Source organism: Arthrobacter sp. NPDC080031, from assembly GCF_040702485.1.
Classification (GTDB): domain Bacteria; phylum Actinomycetota; class Actinomycetes; order Actinomycetales; family Micrococcaceae; genus Arthrobacter.
On sequence record NZ_JBFBLA010000057.1, the window covers coordinates 1 to 2,951 of the forward strand.

Below are 2,951 nucleotides of genomic sequence, written 5' to 3' on the forward strand. Positions count from 1 at the left end.
TTCGTGCGCAGCAGCACCCAGGAGGCGACCGCGACCAGGATGATCCAGAAGAACACCGTGATCTTCACCTCGACCCCGCCGATGCTGATCGAGGACGCGAACACCGCGTGGGCCGAATCGAAGCCGTCCAGCTTCGAAATCGACGGGGAGGACACCGACCCCCCGATCAGGCGGGTCAACGCCAGGTTCAGGCCCGTGAGCATCAGGAACGTCGCGAGCGTCACGATGAAGGACGGCAGCTTCGTCTTGACCAGGATCCAGCCGTTGATGAAACCGATGCCGAGCGAGACGACGAGGGCCAGCCCAACGCCGACCCAGGCGTTCATGGAGAAATACCAGCTGAACAACGACGCGGTCAGGGCCGAAGAGATCACGGCCACACCGGTGGAGAGGTCGAACTCGCCACCGATCATCAACAACGACACCCCCACCGCCATGATCCCGATCGTCGAGGAACCATACAGGACGGTGGCGAGCGCGTTCGGCTGGGTGAACGTCTGCGACACCGAAGCAAAGAAAATGAAGAGGACGACGGCCCCCACGAGGGCGCCGACCTCGGGCCTCCCCAAAAACTTCTGAACCGGGCTCCGCTTCGCGACCCGCTCATCCGCGGCAGTTTTGGGCGCCGGGGCAGTAACTAAAGCCATGGAACACTTCCTTCTCTGTCAGCTCGCGCGGCAAGGAAGTCAAGCCGCGCGAGCTGAACCATCATCGGATTAGCGGATGCCCTGCTGGACGAACTTCAGCACATCGGAAATATTGGACTTGTCAACGATCGTCGGGCCCGTCAGGACAGGCTGCCCGCCGCCGACCTTGAAACCACCAAGCTTGTTCTGCCAGATCGAGTCAATGGACAGGTAGCCCTGGAGCCACGGCTGCTGGTCCACAGTGAACAGGACCTTGCCATCGTTGATCGCCTGCGCCAGCGCCGGGTTCAGGTCGAAGCTGGCCACCTTGATCGGGCTGTTGGCATCTGTCACGGCCTTGATAACGGTCAAAGTGATAGGGGCGCCGAGCCCGATGATCACGTCAGCATCCTTGCTGGCCTGCAGCTTCGCCGTCGCAGTGGACTGCACCGCCGTCATGTCGGCCCCGTTGACATAAAGGATCTCAGTGCCGGGCACCTTCGTCTTCACACCCGCGCACCGCTGTTCGAGTTGCACCTGTCCCTGTGACTGGATCACGCAGATCGGGTGCCTGTACCCGTCCCCCGCCAGCTTGGCGCCGACCGCTTCGCCAGCCAGGGTCTCGTTGGAACCGAAGTGGGTGAACGCCCCCATCTGCGCGGAGACGTCCCCACCAGCGTTGAAGCTCACCACCGGGATGCCCGCGGCGGTGGCCTTCTTCAGCACATCCTTCATGGCGCCCGGGTTGGCGATCGTGACCGCGATGCCATCGACCTTCTGGTCGATGGCCTGCTGCACCAGCTGGGACTGGCGACCCGCATCGGCATCACTCGTGTAAAGAACCTCGACGTTGTCTTTCGCTGCCGCGGCCTCCGCACCCTTGCGCACGATGTCCCAGAACGTATCGCCAGCCTCGGCGTGGGTGATGAGCGCAACCTTGATCCGCGGAGTGCTTGCCGCCTGCCCCCCACCCGCGGCGTTGGCGGTGTCGGCCGGCTTCCCGCCCCCGGTTGAGCATCCTGCCAGGGCCAGAAGCGGTACTACGGCAAGGGCTACTGCGCCCCGCCGCCAATTGAACTTTGCCACGTGAGATCTCCTTTGATGTCGCGTATTTCGACCGTCGACCCCGTTGCTGTGCCTTCGAAGACATGGCGGGAGGACGGAACCATCTAGCCGTGAACGGATGTGATCCACATCGCTTTGTGGAACGCTCCAACGCTAAATCAAGGCTTGACCAATTGTCAATGGAGCGTTCCAATTGAATAGTCGACGGGTGTTCCCACCCACCTGCCTTAACTAGCCGCGCACCGTCGCGAGGAGAACGATGACGTACTCAAGCACCCCCGAACTAATCGCGACCTGCTGGACGAGCGCAGGAAATATCGCGCCGTTGAATACGCCCGAGATCAGTCCTGTCCCTATCGGCGAGCGTTTGGAAGCCATTGCCTCAACCGGATGGGCCGGGTTCGGATTGGCGTACGACGATCTCGTCGCTGCAAGGGACACCATCGGTTTCTCCGGGCTCAAGAATCTCATTGACCAGGCAGGCTTCCGCCACGTCGAAGTGGAGCTACTTACGAACTGGTGGGACGACTCCCTGTCCCATGAATGGATGCCGCAGTTTGAGTTGCTCCTTGACGCCGCCGAAATACTGGGGGCGCGCTTCATCAAGATTGGAACGGCGTTCGGCGAGCCCTTGGATGACCTCGATTTCCTGGTGGAGCCGTTGCGGCGCCTGACAAGGGAAGCCTCAAAAAGAGGGACGCGCATTGCCCTCGAGCCCATGCCGTTCTCGATGGTCGGCTCGATGCCGGCGGCCGCCGAGCTTATGCGATCAGTTGACATGCCCGAATGCGGCCTGCTGGTTGATTACTGGCATGTCTTCCGTGCCGGAACGAGCTTGGAGGAGCTGTCCCGCAGCGTCACCGCCGAGCAGATTTTCGGGGTGGAACTCAATGACGCCGACGCGGAAATCAAGGGGACGCTCTTCGAGGACACCCGGGACAATCGCCGACTTTGTGGAGAAGGAGACCAGGACGTCACCGGGTTCATCGACACCCTCCAGGCCATCGGTTTCAAAGGGCCGTGGGGCGTGGAAATCCTCTCCGAAAAACACCGCAAACGTCCCGTATTGGACGCACTGCAAGCCGCACGGTCCACGGCGCTGGCCTGCTTTCCGGCGTGACGCCCCTCCCGCCAACCCAACTGACTCGCATTTGTTGTCGTTATGGGGCGGCAAAGTCAACTGGTCGTAGCAACGCAGGGGGTTTAGGCTGCCTGCAGCAGCTGGTTGAGCCGGTTGGCTGGGGTTTGTAGGTTGAGGGT

General features: G+C 61.7%; 2 protein-coding genes and 1 pseudogene. 1 reads left to right on the forward strand and 2 read right to left on the reverse strand.

The features are described 5' to 3' along the window. Positions 1–647, reverse strand: a pseudogene (locus AB0323_RS23900) (ABC transporter permease); the annotation flags it as partial. A 69-nt stretch (positions 648–716) separates the two neighbouring features. Then, the gene (locus tag AB0323_RS23905; protein ID WP_366179539.1) at positions 717–1,712 is read right to left on the reverse strand and encodes a substrate-binding domain-containing protein; all 996 of its coding nucleotides are present in this window, start codon (positions 1,710–1,712) and stop codon (positions 717–719) included. A 238-nt stretch (positions 1,713–1,950) separates the two neighbouring features. On the opposite strand from AB0323_RS23905, the gene AB0323_RS23910 reads away from it, so the two are divergent. Then, positions 1,951–2,811 carry a sugar phosphate isomerase/epimerase family protein gene (locus tag AB0323_RS23910; RefSeq protein ID WP_366179540.1) on the forward strand — a complete coding sequence of 287 codons (861 nt, stop codon included), beginning with the start codon at positions 1,951–1,953 and terminating at the stop codon, positions 2,809–2,811. Positions 2,812–2,951: the final 140 nt, after the last annotated feature.

What these genes read in the sequence shown, in the direction of transcription:
- AB0323_RS23910 (WP_366179540.1), top strand. Translation starts at nt 1,951, where the DNA reads ATGACGTACTCAAGCACCCCCGAACTAATCGCGACCTGCTGGACGAGC.